Source organism: Phycisphaerales bacterium AB-hyl4 (assembly GCA_041821185.1).
Lineage (GTDB): Bacteria > Planctomycetota > Phycisphaerae > Phycisphaerales > Phycisphaeraceae > Natronomicrosphaera > Natronomicrosphaera hydrolytica.
Map to the genome: position 1 here is coordinate 48,784 of JBGUBD010000018.1, position 22,255 is coordinate 71,038.

Annotated in this window: 20 protein-coding genes and 3 pseudogenes; 15 read left to right on the top strand and 8 right to left on the bottom strand. The window is 64.6% G+C overall.

Annotated elements, in window-relative coordinates:
* Positions 1 to 13: 13 nt before the first annotated feature.
* Both ACERK3_18660 and ACERK3_18665 read left to right on the top strand, forming a co-directional pair.
* Positions 14 to 313, top strand: coding sequence for a hypothetical protein (locus tag ACERK3_18660; protein MFA9480300.1), 300 nt, complete (start codon positions 14 to 16; stop codon positions 311 to 313).
* 380 nt (positions 314 to 693) lie between these two features.
* A pseudogene (locus tag ACERK3_18665) lies at positions 694 to 1,287 on the top strand (creatininase family protein).
* Between the two features lie 139 nt (positions 1,288 to 1,426).
* Here ACERK3_18665 and ACERK3_18670 read toward each other — a convergent pair.
* From ACERK3_18670 to ACERK3_18685, 4 genes and pseudogenes are all read right to left on the bottom strand, one after another.
* Positions 1,427 to 2,338 (bottom strand): RidA family protein, encoded by a 912-nt coding sequence (locus ACERK3_18670; protein MFA9480301.1) that lies wholly within the window; start codon positions 2,336 to 2,338, stop codon positions 1,427 to 1,429.
* Positions 2,335 to 3,477, bottom strand: a complete 1,143-nt coding sequence (locus ACERK3_18675) for a mandelate racemase/muconate lactonizing enzyme family protein (protein ID MFA9480302.1) — start codon at positions 3,475 to 3,477, stop codon at positions 2,335 to 2,337. Before ACERK3_18675 ends, ACERK3_18670 begins: the two co-directional genes overlap by 4 nt.
* Positions 3,477 to 4,259 carry an SDR family NAD(P)-dependent oxidoreductase gene (locus ACERK3_18680; protein MFA9480303.1) on the bottom strand — a complete coding sequence of 261 codons (783 nt, stop codon included), beginning with the start codon at positions 4,257 to 4,259 and terminating at the stop codon, positions 3,477 to 3,479. Before ACERK3_18680 ends, ACERK3_18675 begins: the two co-directional genes overlap by 1 nt.
* Before the next feature lie 35 nt (positions 4,260 to 4,294).
* Positions 4,295 to 4,381: pseudogene (locus tag ACERK3_18685) on the bottom strand (RraA family protein).
* Positions 4,382 to 4,399: 18 nt separating this feature from the next.
* Between ACERK3_18685 and ACERK3_18690 the strand changes: the two are divergent.
* The 4 genes from ACERK3_18690 to ACERK3_18705 all read left to right on the top strand — a co-directional run bounded on the left by ACERK3_18690 (position 4,400) and on the right by ACERK3_18705 (position 8,731).
* Positions 4,400 to 4,936 (top strand): enolase C-terminal domain-like protein, encoded by a 537-nt coding sequence (locus tag ACERK3_18690; protein ID MFA9480304.1) that lies wholly within the window; start codon positions 4,400 to 4,402, stop codon positions 4,934 to 4,936.
* Between the two features lie 156 nt (positions 4,937 to 5,092).
* Positions 5,093 to 6,046 carry a PEP-CTERM sorting domain-containing protein gene (locus ACERK3_18695; GenBank protein ID MFA9480305.1) on the top strand — a complete coding sequence of 318 codons (954 nt, stop codon included), beginning with the start codon at positions 5,093 to 5,095 and terminating at the stop codon, positions 6,044 to 6,046.
* A 171-nt stretch (positions 6,047 to 6,217) separates the two neighbouring features.
* A complete protein-coding gene (locus tag ACERK3_18700) occupies positions 6,218 to 6,934 on the top strand; it encodes an NAD-dependent epimerase/dehydratase family protein (protein MFA9480306.1) in 717 nt (238 codons plus the stop codon).
* Positions 6,935 to 6,940: 6 nt separating this feature from the next.
* Positions 6,941 to 8,731, top strand: a complete 1,791-nt coding sequence (locus ACERK3_18705) for an ABC transporter ATP-binding protein (protein ID MFA9480307.1) — start codon at positions 6,941 to 6,943, stop codon at positions 8,729 to 8,731.
* Between the two features lie 152 nt (positions 8,732 to 8,883).
* On the opposite strand, the gene ACERK3_18710 is transcribed toward ACERK3_18705, so the two are convergent.
* Entirely contained in the window at positions 8,884 to 11,322 is a 2,439-nt protein-coding gene (locus ACERK3_18710; protein MFA9480308.1) for a hypothetical protein, read from the bottom strand.
* Between the two features lie 97 nt (positions 11,323 to 11,419).
* Between ACERK3_18710 and ACERK3_18715 the strand changes: the two genes are divergently transcribed.
* From ACERK3_18715 to ACERK3_18750, 8 genes and pseudogenes are all read left to right on the top strand, one after another.
* On the top strand, positions 11,420 to 12,463 hold the full coding sequence (locus ACERK3_18715; protein ID MFA9480309.1) for a LacI family DNA-binding transcriptional regulator: 1,044 nt from the start codon (positions 11,420 to 11,422) through the stop codon (positions 12,461 to 12,463).
* Entirely contained in the window at positions 12,460 to 13,587 is a 1,128-nt protein-coding gene (locus ACERK3_18720) for a mandelate racemase/muconate lactonizing enzyme family protein (protein MFA9480310.1), read from the top strand. The genes ACERK3_18715 and ACERK3_18720 overlap by 4 nt, the downstream gene beginning before the upstream one ends.
* Positions 13,584 to 14,321 carry an amidohydrolase family protein gene (locus ACERK3_18725; protein ID MFA9480311.1) on the top strand — a complete coding sequence of 246 codons (738 nt, stop codon included), beginning with the start codon at positions 13,584 to 13,586 and terminating at the stop codon, positions 14,319 to 14,321. The genes ACERK3_18720 and ACERK3_18725 overlap by 4 nt, the downstream gene beginning before the upstream one ends.
* Positions 14,315 to 15,088, top strand: a complete 774-nt coding sequence (locus ACERK3_18730; GenBank protein MFA9480312.1) for an amidohydrolase family protein — start codon at positions 14,315 to 14,317, stop codon at positions 15,086 to 15,088. The genes ACERK3_18725 and ACERK3_18730 overlap by 7 nt, the downstream gene beginning before the upstream one ends.
* The gene (araD1, locus tag ACERK3_18735; protein MFA9480313.1) at positions 15,081 to 16,085 is read left to right on the top strand and encodes an AraD1 family protein; all 1,005 of its coding nucleotides are present in this window, start codon (positions 15,081 to 15,083) and stop codon (positions 16,083 to 16,085) included. Before ACERK3_18730 ends, araD1 begins: the two co-directional genes overlap by 8 nt.
* 46 nt (positions 16,086 to 16,131) lie before the next feature.
* Positions 16,132 to 17,730, top strand: coding sequence for an aldehyde dehydrogenase (NADP(+)) (locus ACERK3_18740; protein MFA9480314.1), 1,599 nt, complete (start codon positions 16,132 to 16,134; stop codon positions 17,728 to 17,730).
* A complete protein-coding gene (locus ACERK3_18745; GenBank protein ID MFA9480315.1) occupies positions 17,727 to 18,713 on the top strand; it encodes a Gfo/Idh/MocA family protein in 987 nt (328 codons plus the stop codon). Before ACERK3_18740 ends, ACERK3_18745 begins: the two co-directional genes overlap by 4 nt.
* A pseudogene (locus ACERK3_18750) lies at positions 18,710 to 19,168 on the top strand (amidohydrolase family protein). Before ACERK3_18745 ends, ACERK3_18750 begins: the two are co-directional and overlap by 4 nt.
* Before the next feature lie 160 nt (positions 19,169 to 19,328).
* On the opposite strand, the gene ACERK3_18755 reads toward ACERK3_18750, so the two are convergent.
* Complete coding sequence (locus tag ACERK3_18755) at positions 19,329 to 19,679, bottom strand: hypothetical protein (protein ID MFA9480316.1); 351 nt, start codon at positions 19,677 to 19,679, stop codon at positions 19,329 to 19,331.
* Between the two features lie 455 nt (positions 19,680 to 20,134).
* On the opposite strand from ACERK3_18755, the gene ACERK3_18760 reads away from it, so the two are divergent.
* Positions 20,135 to 20,365, top strand: coding sequence for a hypothetical protein (locus ACERK3_18760; protein ID MFA9480317.1), 231 nt, complete (start codon positions 20,135 to 20,137; stop codon positions 20,363 to 20,365).
* Between the two features lie 38 nt (positions 20,366 to 20,403).
* On the opposite strand, the gene ACERK3_18765 is transcribed toward ACERK3_18760, so the two are convergent.
* Complete coding sequence (locus ACERK3_18765; GenBank protein ID MFA9480318.1) at positions 20,404 to 21,015, bottom strand: DapH/DapD/GlmU-related protein; 612 nt, start codon at positions 21,013 to 21,015, stop codon at positions 20,404 to 20,406.
* Positions 21,012 to 22,232: a hypothetical protein gene (locus tag ACERK3_18770; protein MFA9480319.1), complete on the bottom strand. Its 1,221-nt coding sequence runs from the start codon at positions 22,230 to 22,232 to the stop codon at positions 21,012 to 21,014. The genes ACERK3_18765 and ACERK3_18770 overlap by 4 nt, the downstream gene beginning before the upstream one ends.
* Positions 22,233 to 22,255: the final 23 nt, after the last annotated feature.

The window sequence follows — 22,255 nt, forward strand, 5'->3', positions numbered from 1 at the left end:
AGCGGTCGAGCGCATGCCATCACCGATCGTATGCATCTGCAGCGGTCGGTGGTGGCAGCCAGCGCAGCCGGTGTATGAGCCGTATCGCGATGCCGTGCCCGACACACTGCCCCACAAGTTCAACCGCCTGCGCAAGTCCGCAGGCGAAACATCCGGCCGGCGCTCTGCCGACCTGGCCACGACCTGCCGCGACGCAGGCCTTTCGTCCCCTTTGTGCTTCGATGAGTTGCGTGCCGGTGAACGGCGGGTGCTCGCGGAGACGGAAACGGAAGGCTTCGCGCGGCAGGTTAGCTCACGCGCGGACGCCGAATGACTCACGCCTTTCTCTTATGTATCAGGGATGGAGGTGAAGTCACAACGTTCGTGTTCACGGCCGGCCACAGGGACATGTGCTCGAGGCTCTGCCGCGAACTCCGGACTCCGTCGACCGCCCCGTGGGTTACGTGGGATCCTGAGATGGCGATGATTCGCTATGGAAGCGGGTTGACACACTCCGAGGTACGCTCGACGGTAGATGGGATGGGTGACGCGGGCGATGATGCGGATCGATGGTTGAAGGCGGTATCATGCCCGCTCGTGTACCGTCGCGTTGGCGGCTGGACGAATCGTGGGGCGAGATGAGGCGATGTTATGAAGTGGCATGAACAGACCTGGCAGGACATCAAAGCCCTGGACAAGGCGACGCCGGTGGTGATGCCGCTGGGCTCGATCGAGCAGCACGGCCACCACCTGCCGATCTGCACGGACACGGTGCAGGTGACCGCGATCGCCGAGCGGGCCGAGGCGGCGCTGGGCGAGCGCGCGATCTTCCTGCCCACGCTCTGACTGGGCTCGAGTCTCCATCACCTGGACTTTGCCGGCACGCTCAGCCTCAAGCCCGCGCTCTACACGCAGGTCATTCAGGACCTCGCCACGTCCGTGCTGCAGGCGGGCTTCCGCCGCCTGTTGTTTCTGAATGGTCACGGCGGCAACGAGACGCCCGCCGCGCAGGCGCTGACCGAGCTGGCCGTGGTTGAGCCGATGGCGGCCGACGCGCTGCTGGCCTTCGCGTCGTGGTGGTCGGTGGGCAAGCCGGATGCGGCGAAGCTGAGCATGCAGACGCCCGGCATCACCCACGCCTGCGAGTACGAGACGAGCCTGATGCTTCACCTTCGGCCGGAACTGGTGAAGCACAAGCTGGCCAGCGATGCGCCGACCATCATCGACAGCCCCTGGCTGCAAGGTGAAAAACGCGTCGCCCTGTTCCGCCGCTTCAGCCGCATGACCGCCACCGGCAGTCTGGGCTAGCCCACCATCGCGAGCGAGGCCAAGGGCGCTGCGTTGTTGGAGGCGGTGACGGAAGACGTCGTTGCCTTCGTGAGCGAGTTTGCCACCTGGCCGATGCCCGAAGCGCTCGGACCGAGGTGAGGCATCGCGTCGCATCGCGTCAGCGCCGCTTGATCGCCCACATCTCGATCTCGACGCGCATGGCCAGCAGCAGGGCGGTGCCCACCGCCGTCCGCACCGGGCGCGGCTCGGGCATCGCGTCCTGGTAGACCGCGTTGAAGCGCGGCCACTCATCCAGATCCGCCAGGTAGACATTGACCTTGAACACGTCGGCGAACGTGCAGCCGGCCTCGGCGAGCTGGCGCTGGCAGTTGGTCAGCGTCACCTGCGTCTGCTGTTCAATCGTCTCACCCACCACCGCGCCTGCCTCATTGAGCGGGCCCTGGCCGGAGATCACCACCAGCCGATCGGCGTCCACCTCCAGCACTGGCGAGTAGGGGCCGGCCCCGACATGCTGGCGGGCCGTGTGCGGCCGATGCTTTTGCGGTCGGTCCGCCTCCGCCCCCGCCCCCGGGCTGGCGGCGCTGCCCATCGGGTTGGGCAGGTAGCCCACGAAGCCGACGATCTTCCACCGGCCGTCGATGCGCCGCAGGCGATACAGCGTCTGCCAGCACAGGGTGATCGCGCCGCCGCCTTCCAGCGGCACCTGGCCGTCGAACTTCTTGTGCGCAATAGCGCGGTCGCCCTGGATCTCGATGTCGCGCAGCACGGTGGCGGTGTAGAGCGCCGCTTCCCGATCGCCTTGCACTTGCACGCTGGCAAAGTCGCTGGCCTGCTTCAGCCATGAATCGCGATACGCCGACAGCTCGGCGAACTGCAACCGCCACGCATCCGGGTTGGCACGGAAGTGGGCGTTGAGCCCTTCAAATTCGTCTTCCTGAAAGTCGTCCGCCACGATCGACCAGTCGCGCTGCAGGAAGGCATCAAAGTCCCGCTTGACGAGCATTTGCCAGATGGCGTGCCGGTCGGCGTCGGCTTGCGGGAACGGATTGGCCTGAAACAGCGAACTCATTCGTAAACCTTTCTATCTAATGCGTAATGCTTCACCGCCGCCTCATCCAGCGCCACGCCCAGCCCCGGCCCCTCGGGCAAATATACGTGCGGCGGCTCGATCCGCAGCGGCTGCTTGAGTAAATCATGCTCCCGCACCATACGGCCGAAGATATCGCTGGGCCAGGTGCAACTCACCGCCGCCGCGGCCTGGTGCACGTACATCGCTTCGAGGATGCCCAGGTCCACCTCCGAACCATGCCAGCAGGGCAGGTTCGCCGCCGCCGCGATGCGGTCGAGTTGCGCAAAGCCCGCCAGCCCGCCGTTGAAGTTGAACCCATCCACCGCGCGATGCTGCAGCGCGAGGACGGCGTCCGACACCCGCTGGCCATGCACGATGTAAGGCAGCGACACATGCAGCACGATGCGGATCGGGCTCAACTTTCGAAGCTCCGCATACTCCGCCAGCATCCAGCGCGGAATCGGGTCTTCCAGACAAAGCACGTTGCCCACCTCGGCGAGCTTCGCGATGCGCGACCGCGCTTCGTCCGCTCGCTCCCACCGCTCGTTGGGGTCCAGTGTCACCGTCATGCCCGGCGACGCCTCAGCCACCCGCTCGCACCAGCCGACCACATCATCGTCCAGCCCGCACTTGAGCTTCCAGTTGTCAAAGCCCTGCTTGGCGAACCGCTGCGCCATCGGCCCCATCTCGTCGACCGTGCGATGCCCCGTCCACGCACCGACCTTCACGCGATCCCGCACCGGTCCGCCGAGCAGGTCAGCCACGCGCAGGTCGTGCAGTTTCGCGTAGGCATCGGTGATCGCACACTCAAAGCCGTCATACTCCCGGCAGTGCCCGATGGGCAACTGCTGCCGATTCAGCGTCAGGATGTCCTGCCCGATCAGCGAGCGGGCGATGTTGTCGATTGTCGCCGGTGCATGATCGCGATAGCACTCGCCCAGGCCGACGATGCCGCTGTCCAGTTCCAACTCAAGCATGACCTTGCTCAGCGCATCGAACTGCACCGACCACGTCGCCTGGCCGGCGACGGTGATCTTGTGCAGCGGATGATCCACACTGGGATGATTGACCGCACCCTCCTTGGCAGGCACCTTCACTTCATGAACGATGATGCGACGGATCACATTCGACTTGCTCATCAGACCAGCCCCTTGTCTGCGGCCATGCTGGAAATACCGCCATCCACCCGCAATACCTGCCCGGTGATCATCCGCGCTGCCTCGCTTAAAAGGAACACCGCCGCCCGGCCGCAGTCGATCGCTTCGATCTGCCGCTCCAGCGCCTGGTAGTTGCGCACGTAGCGATCGACCCACGCCTGCGGATCGTCGGTGAAGCTGCGCATCAGTTCGAGATTCTGCTCGGCATGCACATAGCCGGGGGCGATCGCGTTGCAGCGGATGCCGTGTCGGCCGTAGTCCACGGCGATGCCGCGGGTCAGGCCTTCGACGCCCGCCTTCGCCTGCGCGTAGAGGCCGTAGCCGGTCATGCTGCCGTAGGCCATGATCGACGAGACGTTGACGATGCTGCCAGGAATGTTGCGTTGCCGACAGTGCTGCAAGAACGCCCGGCTCATCAGCCATACGCCACGCGAGTCCACCGCGTGCAGCCGATCGTACTCTTCCAGCGTCGTCTCGGCGACCGGCTTGGTCAAGCCCACGCCCGCGTTGTTCGCCAGCCCGTGCACCTGCCCCACCGCTTTCGTAGCCTCGGCGAACAGGCGATCCACGTCCGCCGGCTCGCTCACGTCACCCGCCAGCAGCATCGCGTCGGGGTGCCGCTTGCGGACCTTCTGGAGCTTGTTGGTATCCACGTCGTTGACCAGCGGCCGACCGCCCGCTTCCACCACCGCGTCTACCACGCCCGCCCCCACGCCCACGCCCGCGCCGGCCGTGATCAGAATGTGCTTGCCCTGCAGTTGCATCGTGTCCCTTTCCGCGGTGTCGGTCGGCAACGAGTTTACAGGATGCCGTAGGTCTTGAATGCGTCCGTGCTGCTCATGCCGTTCTCAATCGCCTTCCGCACCGTCTTCTCGCCGCGGGCTTCCTGGACGAACTCGCGTCGATGGATCGCGACGCCTACGACGCTTTGGAGATGATCGAGCAACCCACCGGGCGGGACATTGAAACTCATGCATTTGACTGGTCGGTGGTTGCCGCTCGCAAGCCGGTGATGGTCGATGAGGGGCTGATGACCTTGCAGTCGATGCAAGTGGCTCGAGCGCAAGGGTGGTCCGGCTTTGCACTGAAGACATGCAAGGGTCACAGCTTTGCGCTCGTCGCGGCAGCCTGGGCCAAGCGGCACGGCATGCAGGTGTCGTTGCAGGATCTGACCAATCCTGGGCTGAGCGCGATGCATGCAGCGATCTTTGCCAGTCGCGTGCCGACCATGAATGGCGTAGAACTCAACTCGCCACAGTTCACCCCCGCCGCGAACGCTGGTTGGCTGGATCGTTACCCCGGTCTGTTTACGATTCGTCATGGCATCCACCAGCTTCCAGCACCCACGACGCCCGGCTTGGGCGGAGAAGGTTCGGCCGGAGCCAGAACGGCCGCGCCGTTTGAACGAAACAGCGAGAAAAGCCGTTCTGTCAATCCATGAGACCAAACCATGAGCAACGATTATTCTTTTCCAGTCCGCACCGGCTGTGTCGCGCCAAATCGATGGGGAAGACGCTGCTGTATATCCGTTGCAAATCGCAGGCTCGCCGTCACGAGGCTAATGTCACGATCCGCATACATCGAAGAAGGTAATCGCATGAAAACGTTCTGGTCTTGCACCTTCAGCTTTGTGTTCCCACTGTGGCTCGTCGTCGCTGCTCCCGCCATCGCCCAGCCGATTCCCGGCGATGGCATGCGCATCGACGCGATCTCCGACGACTTCGAAGACCTTGCCTGGTCGTTCAATCACGACACCGCCACCTCGGCGAACGGCCTGTGGCGCGGCTCGTTCCGTGGGGCACCGGATGTGGTGGAACCCATCGCTTCGCCGGCTGGCGGCTTGTCCGGTCAGAGCCAGTCGCTGCTGCTGCGTTCGCAGGACTTCGGCAAGGACGCCACGCCCGGCCAGGATGACTTCGTCAGCCAGAGCTACACGAACCGGGGCGTGACGTCGCCCACCCGGGCCGACCTGCCCAGCGTGATTGCCCGCGTATACCTGCCTGAGGTGGATGAGCTGAACACCGACTGGGGCGTGTTCGGGATGCGCCTGGAAGCGGTGTCGAATGATCGCGTCGGTGGCGTCGATGCCCTGGGGCGGTACTACCCGAGCATCTGGATCAACTACTGGCCGCAGGGCGAGTCGAATCATCCGACACGCAGCCAGCCGTACCTGAGCTTCCGCCTGGGTGACGGTTATGCCATCGACGTGGCGGGGCCGTACCTCGCCGGCGGCGGCTGGTACACGTTCGGCCTCGCCTTCGACGAAGCGGGCATCGCCCACTACTACGCCAGCGGCGGCGTGGATCCGCTGACCGAAGCGGACCGGGTGTTCAACTCGACGCAGTTCGCCACGAATCACACCAGCGGCGTGAACCCGGGGATGGACAGCGTGAACTATCACTTTTTCAGCATGGGCTATCCGGCGACCCATGACTGGTCGATGGCCTTTCTGATCGACGACGTGTCGGTGTTCGTGATCCCCGAGCCGGGCTCGGCCTTGCTGGTGCTCGGCACGCTGGCGGGGATGCTGATGCGGCGACGACGGCGGTGAGCCATGCTCCATGACTGGCGATTGCCGGGCTTAGGGCGAAGCGCGTCATGGCTCGATGCGTTTGAGCAAAATGTTTTCATTTCGTGCCGAAGTTGGCTTTAATCTTTGGCTCCAGCGACTACGATGCCGGCATCGTGTGGATTCCGATGCCGGGGTGTCGAGTTGTCAATCATGAACGTGCTGGTAATTGGTGGGGCGGGTTATGTGGGCGCGATTGTTCGGCCGGCGCTGGAAACGGTGCATGGCTGCCGGTATCTGGACCTGCGGCCGGTGCCGGGTGCTGAGGATCGCACTTTTGTGGGCGACGTCAACGACCCGGCAGTCGTTCGTGAAGCGGTGCAGGGGCAGGACGCCCTGGTTTACCTGGCGATGGGTACCAACAACGGCGATCGACGCACGGTACAAGATATCGACGCGGCTTTTAACGTGAACGTGCGTGGCCTGTACCGCACGCTGGCTGCGGCTTTGGAAGCTGGCGTTCGGCGGATATGCGTGGCCAGTTCGTTGAGTGTATATCGCCACTGTCACCGCTCGGCGATAGACGAAAGCTGTGCCGCCGACGCATGGGAGCCCTACGGCCTGAGCAAGCGAGTCGGTGAATTTCTCTGCCAGGCGGCGGCGCAACAATGCCCCGACGCCACGCTCGTGGCCTTGCGTCTGATCCTGCCGCGCAACGAAGCGGACTGGCCGCAGTATCGCTTTGACCCGGCCAAGGAACGTAACGTCTTCGCCTTGGGGCCACGCGACACACGCGAGCTGTTTCGCAAAGCACTGGAACTCGATCGCCCCGGCTGCCACATCGTGCAGGCCAGCGGCGACATCACCAACGAGCGCCTGCCCAACCACCGTGTGCGTGAACTGCTGGGCTGGTCGCCGCAGAACCACTGAACCCACATGCCTGTTTCCGCCCCACCCCCGTCCGACGGCCCGGTGCTGGACCTGCGAAAACACTCGCTCCGCGAAATCGCGGCGCGCCTCGGGCCCATCCTGCGGCCGCACCGCGGGCGGCTGGTGGTCGGCTGCACGCTCATCGCCATTGCCGGCGGCATCTTCGGCGTCATGCCCCTGTTTCTCAAATACCTCATCGACGAAGCCATCCCCCAGCGCAGCATGCAACTGACCTTGCTGATTTCAGGCGGCTTCGTGCTCACCCACGCCATCCGCACGGGCATCTGGTTCATCGCCATGCAGCAGATCCTGCTCACCCAGGAAAAAATCACCTTCGCCCTGCGCAACGCCGGCTTCAGCCACCTCCAGCGCCTCTCCCTGCGCTTCCACCATCGCTTTCCCTCCGGCTTCCTCTACCAGAGCGTGTTCGGCACGGCGATCAACGCTGTGGGCGGGGCGATGCAGACCATCTTCAAGCAGCTATCGCTATACATCGTCGCGATGGCCACCAGCCTCATTGCCTGCCTCATGCTCAGTGTGCCTATGACCGCGATCATCCTCGCGGGCTGCGTGGGCTACGTCGTGATCAGCCGATGGACCTCGCCGCAGATCTACCGGGCGACTCGGCTCAAAAATGAATCACAGAACCAGATCTCCGACTTCATCGTCGACCGCCTGCGCGGTACGCGCACCATTCAGGCCATGGCCATCGAACAGCAAGTCGAAGACGAGTTCGCCACCCGCCTCTGGCCAGCTCAGCTAAGGGCGCTGGACGCGGTGAAGCAGACGTTTCGCCTGAGCGTTATCACCAACATGGCGGGCTACTTCGTCACCGCCTGCATCATGCTCGCGGGTGCCTATGCCATCTTTGAAATGGATCTGAGCCTCGGCGATCTCGTCGCCTTCATGGCCTACCAGGCCACCTTCATCACCATCGTCGCCACGCTCACCAACGTCTGGGGCGACATCACCGCCGCCCGCGCCGGCCTCGACCAGTTGCTGACCATCCTCAACACCCCCAGCCATGTCGAAGAACGGCCCCACGCCACCATGCCCGCCAGCGTCCACGGCGACCTGACACTCGAAAACATGAGCTTCGGCTACGAACCCGATCAACTCGTCCTGCAAAACCTCAACCTCACCTTCCCACGCGGCCAGAGCGTCGCGCTCGTCGGCGCCAGCGGCGGGGGCAAGACCACGCTCGCCAACCTGCTGCTGCGCTTCTACGACCCGACCCACGGCCGCATCCTGCTCGATGGCAACGACATTCGCGAGTTGCCGCTGAAAAACTATCGCAGCCTCTTCGGCGTCGTTCTGCAAGACCCGTACCTCTTTAACACCTCCATTGAAGCCAACCTTCGTTGTGCCCGGCCCGAAGCCAGCGAAGCGGAAATCATCGAAGCCCTCGATCGCGCCCGCGCGTGGGAGTTCGTTCAGCACCTGCCCGGCAAGCTCCAGTACCAGGTCGGCGAAGGCGGCTCGCGCCTCTCCGGCGGCCAGCGCCAGCGCCTCGCCATTGCCCGCTGCATCATGCTGCAAAGCCGTTTCGTCATCCTTGATGAGCCGACCTCCGCACTCGACGTGGAATCCGAGCGAGCGGTGCAGGAAGCGTTCGATTCGCTATTCGCGGATCGCACGACCTTCGTCATCGCCCACCGCCTGAGCACGATCCGCCATGCCGATCGGATTCTCGTCTTGCAGAACGGGCAGGTGATTCAGGACGGCCACTACGATCAGCTCGTCGCGGAACGGGGCGTCTTCCAGCGGCTGCACGCGATGGCCGCTGGTACGGCGTAGGGATGGAAGGGGCGGTCACTGATATCCACCTTGGCTTTTACGCTCTATTGGAGATCGTAGGTAACTGAAAGCATTGCGGCACGCCTGCCGTGGTGCAACCGCCGACCTTCGTCATCGCAACGCCAGCATTTCCATGTCGGGTCGAGTGTGGATCAGCCTCGGATGCGCTGCAGCCTGACATCAATCGATTTCTTTCCGGCAAGGCCGCCCAGGTCGATCGTGGCGGTATCGGAATCAAACGGATGGGGCGATTGGCCATCGATATGCACCGCATCGAGCTGCCACGGATGGGGCAGGCGGAGCCGCAGCGTGACTTGTTTCAAGTTGGGGTGCTGCGGCAACTGCACGACGCCCCTGACCCGGGGCGTTGCGGCATTCAGTTGGCTTGTGAAGCGATAGCTCACTGGTCCGAATGCCGTGGGCATGTCGTGCACGGCCAGAACCTGCCCATCATCCAGCCATCGCGGCGGCGTGGCATGTGCCAGACGCAGCGTGTCCGGTACGCCGTTGCCCTGGGCATCAAAGTCATAGACCAGAATGTGGCGCAGCAGCACGTTGAACCATCCCTGCCCCGCCGAGTTTGGTGGGAGGAACAAGCTTCGGCCGGGCGGATCAAGCTGGCCGTGGATTCGGCTCTCGGCCAGCGAGGCAATCTCGCCGGCGTAGCAGGTGTCGTGGGTCATGCCGATGGCCAGCTTGCCGTAAAGGGCCAGTTCCAGTTGATCGGCGTCGTCAGTGCGAGCCCAAGCTTCCACGAGCCCGGCGCCATACAGATCGTCGATCCCACATTCGAGCAACGTCGTCGTGGTGTTGTAGTCTGACTGCGGCGTCCAGCGCACCAGACTGGCGCAGAGGCCGCCGCGTTGTTGATACGTGTCGAGCATGGCCGATTGCGCTGGGTGATCGGTGGGCAACACCCCGCTGGCAATGGCGTAGGGCGCGACCAATGCCCAGTATGAGCCGAGCGTGGTTTTGGTCAGTTGGCCGGTGGGCGTCGGTTCGTCGCCGTGCAGTTGCATGGGCACGAACGGAGGATTCGCCTGCCAGTCGGTGGACGCTTCCACGGCCTGGAGAATCGCCGCACGCATTGACTCGGCATGCGCCAGCAACTTCTCGTCCGCCAAGGCGAGTGCCGCATCGCGCAGGCCTCGCCACGCCACCGCGTTGCCGTTGAACGAATAAACCATTTGCGGAAGATCGCCGCAATATTGCGTGGGCGGCAGCAGGCCGTGTTGCTCGGTGTTGCGGCTGGCGGCGATCTGTTGGGCCCAGCGGCGCATGCGTCGGCCGTGTCGGCGCAGGATCACACCGTTGTCGCCTTCAAGCTGTGCCAGTCGGCAAAGCCGTGTCAGTCGACAACCGAGGTCATGAGGCATCACGTTCTTCTGGTCATAGAAGGTGACCTGTTCAAAGAAGCGCACCGCCGCCTTGATGTGGCCCCAGCATGCGAGAGCCGTGCAAGCCAGCCCGGTCTCATCGGTGTACATCCGCTCGTAGGGGTTGTGCACCGAGTAGTTGAGTTGCCCGCGGTTGGCGATGACATAGAGGCTCGCGAGCACGGCCTGCCTTGCCTGATCGACACGCGGCTCGGGAAGCTCGGCGGTCGCTGATCCGGCGGGAGCAAGTTGCTGCTGCCATTGCCGAGCGACTTCGTTCATCCGGTCGTGCCAAGCGGTCGGCTCGGCCATGTCGGCGAGGAAGGCGGCGTTGTTCACCAGTGCCCGCTCGGTTTCAATCGCCCAGGCCGAGCGCTCGGAGGCGGGGTGGTTGATCAGCGTGTGCCGGGCCGGCTGATCCAGCAGGAGCAGGCATGCCTCGTGTTCCGTTGAATCTGCAGCAGGCGACCAGACAAGCGTCTGCTCCGCTTCGTCCCATTGCCACCCCGGGCCGACGCCGCCGAACAGATGCCCTTCGTCATCCTGCAACGCGCCGCCCGTGCATTGCAGGTTTGCCGGGATCGACTGACCCGCGTCATCGTGTCGTGCCAGGCGAGCCCGCCAGCGCAGCGGTGCGGTCGCCTCGGGCTTGCCCTTGACGGTGCAGCGCAACCACGCTGCCAGCCGGCCGGACGCGCCTGGCACGTCAGCGGCAAAGACATCCAAGGTGAGTGTCTGCGGCCCGGCCATCCACTGCCAGCCAGCAATCGGCAGGCAGCCGTCGTGCCAGCGCGGCTGGGCGCAAACAGGCTGCCACCCATCGCCGGCATTCACTTCCAGCGTCACTGACCAAGCCGGCCCGTTCCAGTGCGATGCCTGGTCGACGCCGATCGGCCGTTTGTTCACCTCGATGCCCAAGTGTACCGCCGAGCCATCGGAGACGACACGAATCTTGCGTTCACCTTCCGGCTCACTCAAGACAAGCGGATAGGCCTTGAAGGGCGCATTGACGTAGCGAAGCGGGGGCAGCATCGCGGCCAGCGCTTCGAACGACGGCCGCTCGCCCGTGGCGGCCAACCGGGCCGCCACGGCGTCCTCCGCAGTCTGCTCAAACTCGGTCAGCGGCGCACGCGGGGGCCATTGCCTGGCTTTTGGAGCCGACGAAACTTCGGGTGTGGCACCCGTTACGTCCACGGCAGGATCGGAATCAGCCACGAAGCCTCCTGTTGGTCACTTGGGTCTGCGGATCCTTGAGGCAACTCAATGTAACCGGTTGCTTAACTATAAACAACCGGTTATTCTACGATCGGCCATGATCACCTTATCCGTCATTGCGAAGCGCACTGGCCTCACCAAGACCACGGTGTCGCGCATCTTGAACCATCATGACGGGTACCCCCGGGCAACGCGTGACCGGGTCCTGAAAACCGCCCGAGAACTCGGCTACACGCCCAATCCTTTGAGCCGGGCGTTGGCCGGGGCGCGGAGCATGTCGGTCGGGGTGCTGATAAACAGTCTCGACCCGTTGCTGGCCAAGGCGTTGCAGGCCATCGAACGGCACAACGCTGACCTGGGCTGTCGCAGCTATGTGGCAGTCACGGGCCATCACGCGCCGGCAATGGATGCGGACACGGTGCGCGACCTGCTGGCCAGACGCGTTGATGGACTGCTGGTGGACAATGACCAGGCGCTGCCTGCCGAGGCGCGGACACTGCTGGCGGAGGCGGGCGTGCCGGTGGTCTACCTGCGGACTGCGCCGCGCCACGCGCGACTGGCTGTGCGGATTGAACGACGTGGCGCTATCAAGGCGCTGGTGTCGCGCCTGAAAGCGTTGGGTCATCAACGGGTGGCTTACGTGCGGGCAGCGGACGAAGCGGCACTGGCCAGCTATTACAAGCCGATGCTGGCTGAGCTTCGTCAGGCGGGTATGCTGGAGTGGCAGGACGAACGCTGGGGCTTGCCGACTGTGCGAGAGGGGGCGGACGCGGTGATCTCGGCGGATCATGTGCAGGAGGTGTATCGAATGGTCAGCCAACTTCTGCAGGTCGGTGATTATCCCACAGCCTTGTTGTTCCCCGACGACGAATGGGCGCTGGCCGCGCTGGCGGCGGCGCGGGACTGCAGGGTCGCCGTGCCGGAAGATCTAAGCATTGTCGGGCACGATGGGCACCCCTTGGCGGCGCTCGCTTCCCCGGCGCTCACGACTTTTCACGAGCCGGCGGCGGAGGCGGCGTTGCTGGGGGCGCAACTGCTTCAGCAGGCGATCGGTGCGGAACAACCGTTAGCGGAGCGAGCCGAGCACACGTTGCATGCAGAACTGGTGTCCGGCGGAACCCTGGGGCGGGCGAGAACATGAACCAGCCAGCGACACGAACAGGTGCCGGTTTGGTGGTGGCGGCAGTGCGATGTCATGTGTGCGAGCATGCGCTTCGGCCGGAGGTGGTGATCCGCTCTCATGCTGGCGTGCACGACCGGTCGCGATACCTGCTGGTGGAACTGGTAGACGCGGATGGCTGTCAGGGCTGGGGCGAGGCGGCGACGACGCCGATCTGGAGCGGCGAGTGGGCCCAGACGGAGGCGGAACTGGTTCGCGGACTACTCGCACCGGCGATTGTCGGTACGAGCTATGAGCACCCGAGCGAACTGCTGACGAAGCTCGATGCAGTTTGCTGGGGCCATCCGTTCACCAAGGCGGCGGTCGAGACGGCGGCATGGGATCTGTGGGCTCGTCGGCAGCAGCGGTCGGTGCTGGAACTCGTGGCTGACCGTCCGCCGTCGACTTCGTTGCCGACGCGGGCGAGCATCGGTGCGTACCCGCTGGAACAGACGCTGCGGATGGCCACGGAATTCCATGCTCGCGGGATTCGATGCTTGAAGTTCAAGGTGGGTCTACCGGGTGTAGACGATGCGGTGCGGTTGCGAGCAGTGCGTGAGGCGGTCGGGTCGGACGTGGTGTTTACGCTGGATGCCAATGGGGGTTACCCCTCGGCAGACGTGGCGTTGCGGGCGCTCGAAACGATGCTGCCTGTCGGCATCGCGTTGCTGGAGCAGCCGACGCCGCGCGATCGGCTGGACCTGCTGGCGGCGGTGCGGCGGCATGCGAGCGTGCCGGTGATGGCGGACGAAGCGATCTTCACCGCCGACCAGTTGGCCATGGCCCTGGACCTCGACGCGTTCGACGTGCTCTCGGTCTACCCGGGCAAGAATGGCGGCTTCTCGAATGCGCTGGCCATGGCGCGCACGGCCGCCGCAGCGGGCAAGGGTTGTGCCGTCGGCTCAAATCTGGAAACCGACGTCGGCCTCGCGGCGATGACGACACTGGCGGCCGGCTGCAAAGCCTTTGACGTCGAGCGGTGGCCGGGTGATTTCGCGTCGTCACTGTATTACACCGGCAGCGCCGTGCACGAGCTTTTGGCGCTTGAAGACGGCCGCATTGCCGTGCCGGACGGGCCGGGCTTTGGTGTGGAGCCGAGGCTATGACTGATCCGATTCCGACGATCATCGACGTGCACGCGATGCTCGGGGTGGAAAACCACCTTCGCCTCGATGCCGATGCGCTGCTGGAACAGATGGACCGCCACGGCATTACCGCGGCAATCACCCGGCCGATGGGGCGTGAACTGGTCTGGGCCTGGCGCGAGGGCAACGACGCGCGGTTGCGCCACAGTGAGGCCGACCGATTGCGGGCATGGGTGACCGCCAACCCGTGGGCCGGCAATGAGGCGATCGACGAGCTGCGACGCTGCGCCGATCGCGGCGCGGCGGGGCTGTTCCTCCACCCGGCCCGGCAAGGCTTCATGCCGATCGAGTCGGTGAACATGGCGTTGGTGGAGCAGGCGGCGTCGCTGAACTGGCCAGTCATGATGCAGGCTGGGACGTACGTTTACGGTGACATTCTAGCTATGGCGGAGGTGGCCCGGCGGTTTCCACAGACGTCTTTCATCCTCGGTGGCGGTGGGTTTACCGACATGTGGTTCGAGGTGCCCGATGCCATGGCCGAGCATGGCAACCTGCTGCTGGAAACATCGCTGCTTTGGGGCGACGCGATTCTCGAACTGGTGAACGCGGGTTTTGGCGATCGTCTGCTGTTTGGCAGTGGCGCGCCACGCAACCATCCGGAGGTGGTGTTGAACATGCTCGATCGGCTTGACCTGCCTGATGCGGCGCACCAGGCGATTCTCGGCGGCAATGCGCAGAGGGTGCTGACATGGTGAACGAGCCGATCTTTGATTTTCACTGTCACCTCGAGTCGCAATGGTTTGATCATGCGCTGATGGATCGAGCGACGTTTCTGGAAGGGCTCGACCGTTGCGGTGTGCGCCGGGCGTGCATCTTCACGGTAATGGGATTTTATGGTGAGTCGGTTGCGGCCAACGACCGGCTCGCGGCGACGGCTGCCGAGGCACCAGGGCGTCTGATTCCCTTTGCCACCGTAGACCCCAAGCAGGGCGAGGCGGCGGTGAAGGAGTTGAGCCGATGTCTGGAGCGCGGTGTGTTCCGAGGGGTGAAGTTTCATCCGTGGATGCAGAGCTTCGCGTCGACGATGGTGTGGCCGACGATGAACCGACTGCTTGGGCTGGCGGCCGATCATGGTGTGCCGGTGCTTTTTCATGATGGCACGCCGCCTTACAGCACGACCTTTCAGATCGCTGCGCTGGCACGCCGGTCGCCGCGGACCACCGTGGTGCTTGGGCATGGCGGGCTGGCGGACTACACCGAGGCGGCGGCGCAACTGGCTGCGGAGATTGCGAACCTGCATGTGTGCACCTGCTGTCCGAAAGCGGGCGATATTCAATATCTCGTGCAGCGTGTGGGACCGGAGAAGGTGCTGTTCGGTTCAGACTTTGGCGTGGCGGGCTGGCGGGTGCTGGCCGAGCGTCTGGATGACCTGGCGCACGCGGGGCTGAGCGAGGCGGCGCGGGGGATGGTGTTGTGGCAGAACGCGGAGCGGCTGCTTCGCTTGGAGACGAGCGATGCGTGACGTGCGGTTGGTTCAGTTGCAACGATCCGGCCAGCGAGCGGTGGCGATCGTGGAGGGCGATGCGCTCGTGCTGTTGCACGAGGTTCGTTCGGCCTACGGCCTCGCCGATCAGGCAGCCGAGGAAGGCGAGCCGTTGGCGGAAATCGCCTGCCAACTGGCAAAGGGGGATCGGTTGGATTACGACGCCATCTACACCGGCACCGGCGACTGGCGGTTGCTGCCTTGCTGGGATCATCCCGACGAGCCGGCGCGTTGCCTGGTGACCGGCACGGGCCTCACGCATCAGGCCAGCGCCGACAATCGTCAGGCCATGCACGAGCTTGAACCTGCCGAACTGACCGACAGCATGAAGATGTATCGCTGGGGCCTGGAAGGTGGTCGGCCGGCACCGGGGTGCATCGGCGTGGCCCCCGAGTGGTTCTTCAAGGGTGTCGGCACGGTGCTTTGCGCCCACGGGCAGCCGTTGACCGTGCCGCCATTCGGTGAAAGCGGCGGCGAAGAGCCCGAGATCGCCGGCTGCTATTTCGTGGACGCAAAGGGCCGACCCCGGCGTGTCGGCTTCGCCACAGCGAATGAGTTCAGTGACCACGCCCTCGAGAAGCGGAACTATCTCTACCTGGCCCCGTCCAAGTTGCGCGAGTGCGCGTTGGGCCCGGAGCTGTGCATCAGCGCTGACTTTGAGGACGTGCGGGGCGAGGTGTGCATTGAACGTGATGGGCAGACGCTCTGGTTCGCTGCCATTGCTACCGGCGAAGCCAACATGTGCCATTCGCTGGCCAATCTCGAACACCACCACTTCAAATACCCGCAGCACCGTCGACCGGGCGACGCGCATGTTCACTTCCTCGGCGCCGATGCCTTTTCCTACGGTACAGGCGTCGAACTGCGCGCCGGCGATCGCATGGTGGTGCAGTGGAGTGGGTTCGGCCGACCGCTGGTCAACCCGCTGTGCGTGGCCCGTGAGCGGCAGACGCTCGTCAAGGTGCAGCCGCTTTGAATGAATAAGACGTATGACCTCCATGGGACCCGACGAAAGGCAACGCATGCCACAGACATCACTGACCGGCCGACACTTGATTGACGGAACCTGGCAGGCGGACGCCACGGCGACGTTTCAGGCCATCGATGCGCAGCAGGGCGAAGCCTTGCCGCAGCCGTTTACCGAAGCGACCGCCGCGGACGTGGGCCGGGCAGTTCACGCAGCCACCACCGCGATGCACCAGCTTGCCGACCGCGACCCGCGCTGCGCCGCGCAGGCGTTGGACGCCATCGCCAACGCCTTGAATGAACATGCGGAAGCGATCTACGACGCTGCGGCGTGCGAGACCGCGCTGCCCCGACCACGCCTGGAAGGCGAGATGGCCCGCACCGTCAACCAGCTTCGCATGTTTGCCCGCTTCGTCGAAGCGGGGGACCACCTCGACCCGGTCATCGACGTGGGCGATCCACACCGTAGCCCCGCACCGAAGCCAGACCTGCGACGTGTGAATGTACCGATCGGCCCGGTGGTGGTGTTCGGCGCGAGTAATTTTCCGCTGGCCTTCGGCGTGGTGGGTGGCGACACGGCTTCGGCGCTGGCGGCGGGCAACGCGGCCATCGTGAAGGGGCATCCGGCTCACCCGGCCACCAACGAACGTGTGGCAAGTGCGGTTTATCAGGGTCTCGAAGCGGCGGGTTGCCCTGCCGGCCTGTTCGCGCTGCTGCAAGGGCAATCGCCGAAACTGAGCGAATGTCTTGTACAACACCCGGCTGTGGCGGCGGTGGGGTTCACCGGCTCGAAGCGCGTCGGCCGCCGGCTGCACGACCTCGCCGCCGCCCGCCCTCGCCCGATCCCCGTCTTTGCCGAAATGGCATCGGTCAACCCCGTGCTCGTGCTGCCGAAGGCCCTGGAGCGGGCCGAGCAGTTGGCCCCCGCTTTGGCCGATGCGGTGGCGCTGGGCAGCGGTCAGTTCTGCACCAAGCCGGGCTTGATCTTCACCGTGGGCGACGGCGAACCGCTTGCCCGAGCCATCGCCAGTCAGCTTCAGACCAAAGGCCCGCTCCAGATGCTCGGCACCCGATTCCGTGATGATTTTCTCGCTGCCACAAGGCAGCACGCGGCGCTGCCCGGTATTCAATCGCTGCTCCAGCCCATAGCCGACCAAACCTCGGCCTGCACCGCGTCGCTGCTGCTGACCGACGTGCATACGTTGCTTCAGCATCCCGCCTTGTACGAAGAAGTGTTCGGCCCGCACGCAATCGTCGTGACTTGCCCAGACCTGCACGCTTCGCTGCAAGCCATCGATCAACTCGATGGCCAACTCACCACCACCGTGCGCGCGGGCGACGGCGAAGCACCGGTACACATTCATCAGGTGCTGCAACGGCTCGCCGGCGTGTGCGGACGTATCGTTTACAACGGCGTGCCGACCGGTGTTGAAGTCTGTCATGCCATGGTTCATGGCGGACCTTACCCAGCCACGACCGCTGCCGCGAGCACCTCCGTCGGCACGCTGGCGGCGCGACGCTTCCTTCGACCGCTGGCGTATCAGAACGTGCCCGACGCTCATCTACCCCCGGCCCTAAAGAACGCCAATCCATTGGGCCTGTTGCGTCGCGTCGACGGGCTGCCAACACACAAGCCGGTGGAGTTCACTGCATGACCCGACCGATCCGCACGGCATTGATCGGCTGCGGTGCGATTGCCGAGCAGGGCCACCTGCCCGCCTTGCTCGCGCATCCGGACTTTCACGTCGTTGGCCTGTGCGATCCGCACGTCGAACCACGAGCGCGTCTGGCGCGGCAGGTGCCGAGCGTGAGACAGGTGGCCGATTACCGCGAACTGTTGGACGAGGCCGAGGCGTTCGTGCTGGCAGTGCACCCGGAGATCAGCGTTGCGATCGCGATGGACTTGCTGACGCATGGCAAGCATGTACTGGATGAAAAGCCGTTGGCCAATTCGCTTGCCGATGCCGAACGGTTACAGGCGGCGGTTGAGGCGTCGTCGGCCATCTACCAGGTTGGCTTCGTGTTCCGTTACAGCGCCTTTGCCGAGCAGCTTGCCGAGTTGATCGGCCAGCTTGGCAACCCCGTCAGCGCGAGCATCCGCATCTTCGACGAACGGCTGGACCCGCGCGACGCGGCCCATCGCGCGCGCATCGAAGGCATCCTCCAGCACAGTTCCGCGATCACGCATGAAGGCTCGCATTTCATCGACCTTGCCCGGCAGTGGAACCGTACGCCATTCACGAGCGTCCACGCCACGGCCGTACGGACCACGCCAGGCCTGCCCGGGCCGAACGTCTGGCACGCCAACCTGCAGCACGCCGACGGGGCGATGCTGCACCTGACGATCGGCTGGCTGCTGCCGACCCTGCCGCAAAGCAGCGTGCACGCGGTCGGCCCGCACGGCTGGCTCCACGCGCTGCCGGCCGGCGGCGCGGCGCAGTACCATCTGCATGGTCAATCGCAGCCCCACACGCTGCCGCAGATGTGTCAGCATTGGGCTGGCCAACTGAACCACTTTGCACGCGCGATCGAAACCGGCCGAACGAGTGGCGCGACATTTGAGGACGGCTATGCGGCGCTGACCACCACGCTGGCGTGCGAAGCCGCTACTGGCATCCTGCGGGAAAAGGGCCCATGACCATCGACGTGCACACTCACTGCTGGCGCTACCCCCAGCACTTCGACGCCAATTTCCGCGAGCAGGCCCGCCGTGCCCGTGCCGGCGTCGAAGTCGATCTGACCACCACCTTCGAGGACTACGCCCGGCAGGCGCCCCCTGGCACGCGGGCTATCGTCTTCGGCGGCAAGGCCCGTCTCTCGGGTTTGTGGGTTGAAGATGCATTCGTGGCGGAAACCGTCGCCCGGCATCCCGATCACCTGCTCGGCTTTCTTGCGCTCGACCCCACCCAGCCCGGCTGGGAAGACGAGTTGCGCGAAGGGCATCGGCAACTTGGCCTGCGCGGTGTGAAACTCATGCCCATGTACGCCGGCTTCCGACCGGACGATCGCCGACTCGATCCGCTGTGGGATTACGTCAGTCGCGAAGGCCTGCCCGTACTTGTGCACACCGGCACCACATTCGGAGCGCAGGCGCTGTAAATCTGCACGATCGGTCGGTCAAACCACCATCGCATGAGATCGATGTAGTGCGAAAGCTTTTCGCCAAACATGCCGCCGCTGGTCTGGTCGCTGACCCGTCGGCCGATGGTGATCCGCGGCACCGTGCCCTCACAAACATGACGGTCAGCTAGTTTCATCGTGTCGTGCTCTCCGTGCGGACGGATGGGGTGGCCTTCGGCTGCTCCTTGAAGGGCTTGGCCGACCGGCGAGGTGAGGTGGCGCCATTGAACACCTCCAACGTGAACCGGTCGCGCCAGAATCGCAGCGGTCGAGCACGGATCGCACTGGCGGGGAAGCGGTCCTGACTGACCAGCTTCTTCAGCGAGCCGGGCGTGTAGTGCGCCAGTTCGGCGGCCTGAGTCAGCGACAGGAGGGGTGGGTACTGATCGGCCAGCGTGGCGAAGGCGGTCTGCACTTCTTCGAGTGTCAGTGGACCGGCGGGCGTGGCCGTTGGTGACGACGGTGGGGTGTGCTGCTTGTTCATACCCCGTTTGTCGACGGGGATGCGCAGAACGGCCACTGGTACACGAAATTACCGTGGCGACTGGAAGGTGGAGATGGGCTAGACGGGGGGGACCGCATCCCCCGCGCCCCCCAAACTTAGGCCCTTTGGGGACCATTTGGGGACAGGGCGGTCCCGCGGGTGGCGGCGATGTGCAATAAAAATGGTCCGTAGACGCTTTTGCGTTCATACGGACCATTTAAGCGGAGAGGGGGGGATTCTCTTCCCGCCTTTGTTGCAGCACTGACGCCGAGTACGCAAAAACTACATTACAAGCGGTTTGCGGAGGATTCAAGCGTTTTGGTCCAACGGCTGATTTCCTTCCGCAGAACGCGAGAAGCGCTACAAATTTGCTACAAGGATTGGGATCCTACCGTCGGCTTTTGGCAGCTCATCACGCTCGGGCTGGGGCAGCGAGCGTTACAGCGGGCGAGACCGTGTCCGCCGCGACGTTCTACGGCCCCTTCGTCGCCAACCCCAGGCTTTCGACCGGCGCGGGCGACAACGTCAACGCAGGCATCTGCCTCGGCCTTCTTGCCGACCTGTCGGTCGAGCAGGCCTTGTGCACCGGCACTGCCACCAGCGGCTATTACGTTCGCAATGGTGCAAGCCCGTCACTTGACCAGCTCGCCGCCTTCTGCGATGAGCTGCCTGGCCCCGAGCAATAAAGGCGATTCGTCTGATCGTCGGCGGCATGGTGGGGCGGTCATGATGTGGCTGGCTCGGCTTTGCGTTGGCGAAGCACGCGGGCGGGCACGCCGGCGGCGACGCTCCACGGCGGGATGTCGCGGGTGACGACGGCGCCGGCGGCGATGACCGAGCCGCGGCCGATGGTGACGCCGGCGGTGAGGGTGACCCGGCCGGCGATCCAGACGTCGTCTTCGATTGTGATGGGATCGTGACGCACGCCCTGCTCGGTGATGGGGCGGTCGACATCGTCAAACACATGGTTGCCCGCGATCATCATCACGTGCGGCGCGATGCGGACGTGGTTGCCGATCTGGATCTGGCCGGTGGGGTTCTCCGGCGTGCCGTAGCCGACGAGCATGCTGAACGCCTGGACGGAGCAGTGGTCGCCCAGCGTGATGTTGCCTTGCAGGATGGCGTGAGGCGCAATGCTTGTGTGGGCGCCGATGCGAATCGCGCCGTGGCGTGGGTTGATTCGACTTTCGGCACTGATGCGAGCAGTGGGGTCGATCTGCACATGATTATGCCGCAACGCGAGGCGTCGGCCCCACCACAATGAGAGCCGCTCGCGAAGGTTCTTGCGCGTCGGCGGCGTGCTCAGTCCGCTGTCGAGCCAGATCCAGAAACTCATGGCAGCTTCCCTTCCGGCAGAGCGAGTTCGCCGAGCACCGCCTCCCGGCCGGGCAGCGTGTTGAACAATACACGCGTGCCGTCGTGGGAGAAGACAGGGTGATGGCAGATGCGCTGCGCGTTTCGGCCGGCCGGTTCGCGATCGCCGACGAATTTCGGCAACGCGACGCGGGCCAGCTCCGCACCCGTGCTGCGCGAGATGAAGAGGACCGCGCCGCCTGCGGTGGTTCCTTCATCGGTGACGATCAGATCGCGGTCAGCCGGGCTGACGGACGGATGCCCGCCGCTGTGATGCTCGCTGAGCATGCGGTAGCCCGTGCCGTCGTATCGCACTTCGGCCAGGCATGATCGGCCGGGGTCGTCGGGGTGCGGTCCGTAGCCGATCAGGTGCTCGTTGTCCGGCTGCCAACCCCAGTGCACGCCGCGCCGACCAAAGCTTAAGTCGAGCGCGAGGTGAATGTCTTTCATGTCCCGATCCGCGGTGAACACGTAAGCGAGGCGTGGCTCGCCGCGGTCTTTGACGACGCAATGATTGCCGAAGTAAAACAGAAACCGCGAGCCGACTTGGTTCCAGCGGACGCAGTAGGTCATCAGCGTCAGGCCATCATCTTTGCCGAGTCGGCTGCGGATTTCGCGGTCGGCTTCGAGCAGGCGATCGCGTTGCGGATGGCGATCGAGAATCTGTTGCGTGCTGAGCACGAGTTGCTCGTGCGGCGGGTCGAATCCCAGTTGCGACATGCCGTGCCGGTCGCGTGCCTGAAACGGGACGGGGGCCTGCTGCGGTTTGTACTGGCCGTCGCCGTAGCCCGCGGCATAGAGCAGGCCGTGGCTGCACGAGATCGCCGGCTCGCCGGACGGCGGGACGCCCTCGACGTCACCCTCCATGGTGACCTGTCGCCCTGTCGCGAGTTCGTGTCGCGTTATGCGCGGTGACTGAAGCGAGCCGCTCTGGTAGTAGATGAACCGCGCATCGGGCGACCAGCTCTGCCACAAGCCCGTATGCCAGAAGCTCGCGGTGGGCGTGACTCTGCCGAAGCGGTCGAGTACGTCGCCCTCCGCTGAAAGAATGATGACCTCGGCGAGGTCGCGATCCAAATCCGCTCCGGCAATGACGATCCGCCCCGAATCATCCGGCGCATAGGGGCAGAGCGTGTAGTAACCATGCACGCACCAGCGGTCGGGCACGGGAAACGCAACGTGTTTGAGTGCCATAGCCATCGTGCTGTCCTTCGAGGCGAATG

Excerpts from the sequence above, each read along its gene's own strand:
- ACERK3_18660 (MFA9480300.1), top strand. The coding sequence starts at position 14 with ATGCCATCACCGATCGTATGCATCTGCAGCGGTCGGTGGTGGCAGCCA.
- ACERK3_18670 (MFA9480301.1), bottom strand. The coding sequence starts at position 2,338 with ATGAGTTCGCTGTTTCAGGCCAATCCGTTCCCGCAAGCCGACGCCGAC.
- ACERK3_18675 (MFA9480302.1), bottom strand. The coding sequence starts at position 3,477 with ATGAGCAAGTCGAATGTGATCCGTCGCATCATCGTTCATGAAGTGAAG.
- ACERK3_18680 (MFA9480303.1), bottom strand. The coding sequence starts at position 4,259 with ATGCAACTGCAGGGCAAGCACATTCTGATCACGGCCGGCGCGGGCGTG.
- ACERK3_18690 (MFA9480304.1), top strand. The coding sequence starts at position 4,400 with ATGGATCGCGACGCCTACGACGCTTTGGAGATGATCGAGCAACCCACC.
- ACERK3_18695 (MFA9480305.1), top strand. The coding sequence starts at position 5,093 with ATGAAAACGTTCTGGTCTTGCACCTTCAGCTTTGTGTTCCCACTGTGG.
- ACERK3_18700 (MFA9480306.1), top strand. The coding sequence starts at position 6,218 with ATGAACGTGCTGGTAATTGGTGGGGCGGGTTATGTGGGCGCGATTGTT.
- ACERK3_18705 (MFA9480307.1), top strand. The coding sequence starts at position 6,941 with ATGCCTGTTTCCGCCCCACCCCCGTCCGACGGCCCGGTGCTGGACCTG.
- ACERK3_18715 (MFA9480309.1), top strand. The coding sequence starts at position 11,420 with ATGATCACCTTATCCGTCATTGCGAAGCGCACTGGCCTCACCAAGACC.
- ACERK3_18720 (MFA9480310.1), top strand. The coding sequence starts at position 12,460 with ATGAACCAGCCAGCGACACGAACAGGTGCCGGTTTGGTGGTGGCGGCA.
- ACERK3_18725 (MFA9480311.1), top strand. The coding sequence starts at position 13,584 with ATGACTGATCCGATTCCGACGATCATCGACGTGCACGCGATGCTCGGG.
- ACERK3_18730 (MFA9480312.1), top strand. The coding sequence starts at position 14,315 with ATGGTGAACGAGCCGATCTTTGATTTTCACTGTCACCTCGAGTCGCAA.
- araD1 (MFA9480313.1), top strand. The coding sequence starts at position 15,081 with ATGCGTGACGTGCGGTTGGTTCAGTTGCAACGATCCGGCCAGCGAGCG.
- ACERK3_18740 (MFA9480314.1), top strand. The coding sequence starts at position 16,132 with ATGCCACAGACATCACTGACCGGCCGACACTTGATTGACGGAACCTGG.
- ACERK3_18745 (MFA9480315.1), top strand. The coding sequence starts at position 17,727 with ATGACCCGACCGATCCGCACGGCATTGATCGGCTGCGGTGCGATTGCC.
- ACERK3_18755 (MFA9480316.1), bottom strand. The coding sequence starts at position 19,679 with ATGAACAAGCAGCACACCCCACCGTCGTCACCAACGGCCACGCCCGCC.
- ACERK3_18765 (MFA9480318.1), bottom strand. The coding sequence starts at position 21,015 with ATGAGTTTCTGGATCTGGCTCGACAGCGGACTGAGCACGCCGCCGACG.
- ACERK3_18770 (MFA9480319.1), bottom strand. The coding sequence starts at position 22,232 with ATGGCTATGGCACTCAAACACGTTGCGTTTCCCGTGCCCGACCGCTGG.